Below are 1,244 nucleotides of genomic sequence, written 5' to 3' on the forward strand. Positions count from 1 at the left end.
ACTGTGGAAGCGGCGCAAGCGCTGCGAGCACACGACATGAAGCGTATGGGCGAGCTGATGGCCGAGTCTCATGCCTCGATGCGCGATGATTTCGAAATTACGGTAAAAGAAATCAATACGCTGGTGGAGATAGTCAAAGAGGTGATCGGTGATCAAGGCGGCGTGCGCATGACTGGCGGTGGCTTTGGTGGTTGCATCGTGGCACTTGTACCGCCAGCACTGGTTGATGATGTGAAAGCGGCAGTTGAAGCGAAGTACCAAGCGGCTACGGGCTTAAAAGAGTCGATTTATGTTTGCCAAGCCAAAAATGGTGCGGGTTTGGTTGAAGTGCTGTAAGGAATGATGATGAAAGCCTATTTTCAACAACTAGAACAAGCGATGGCGCAAACGCCGTCGTTTGATGGCCAAACTGCGAATCTGATTCATTTGACCAACGCGAATGGTATGACAGCGTCGTTTATGGATATCGGTGCGACGTGGTTGAGTTGCACATTACCGGTAAATGGTGAAAACCGTGAAGTGTTGTTGCGCTCACCAAATATGGCTGAACACATGAAGCAAGACGCTTACTTCGGTTCCATTGTTGGCCGCTTTGCTAACCGAATTGCGAAGGGGCAGTTTGAGATAGACGGAGAGAAGTATCAACTTGGTATCAATAACGGTGAAAACTCACTGCACGGTGGCCTAGAAGGGTTTGATAAACGCCGCTGGAAGATTGAAGAGCAAAATGATCAACAGGTCACTTTTTCACTTCGCTCACCGGACGGTGACCAAGGCTATCCGGGAAATCTCGATGTGAAGGTGACGTACACGCTCACTGACGAGAATGAACTAGCTATCGCCTATGATGCTAAGACCGACAAAACATCACCAGTGAATTTAACCAATCACGCCTACTTTAACTTGGCTGGTGAGGCGAGCCGCGCGAAAAGTTTGGATCATACTTTACAGCTCAATGCTGGGCATTACTTGCCAACGGATGCGGGGTTAATTCCTACCGGTGAACAAAAGCCAGTTTCGGGCACCAGTTTCGACTTCACCGAGCCAAAATCGATTGGCCAAGAATTTCTTGCCGAGCAAGATCAGAAAACTGCTGGTGGCTACGATCACGCCTTTGTATTCATGCCTGAAGTGACCGATGGCGTATCTGTCGCTGCGGTTTTAATTGCACCAAAAGAAGATGTGGTGATGAAGGTGAAAACCACCAAGCCTGCCATCCAGTTTTATTCAGGTAATTTCTTAGC

1 protein-coding gene and 1 pseudogene are annotated in these 1,244 nt (G+C 48.7%); both read left to right on the forward strand.

The features are described 5' to 3' along the window. A pseudogene (locus tag R7E42_RS24565) lies at window positions 1-336 on the forward strand (galactokinase); the annotation flags it as partial. Window positions 337-345: 9 nt separating this feature from the next. Next, window positions 346-1,244: galactose-1-epimerase (galM, locus tag R7E42_RS24570; protein ID WP_318073174.1), on the forward strand; the 899-nt coding region annotated here is incomplete at its 3' end.

It is taken from the genome of Vibrio sp. Vb1337 (genome assembly GCF_033338715.1).
Classification (GTDB): Bacteria; Pseudomonadota; Gammaproteobacteria; order Enterobacterales; family Vibrionaceae; genus Vibrio; species Vibrio alginolyticus.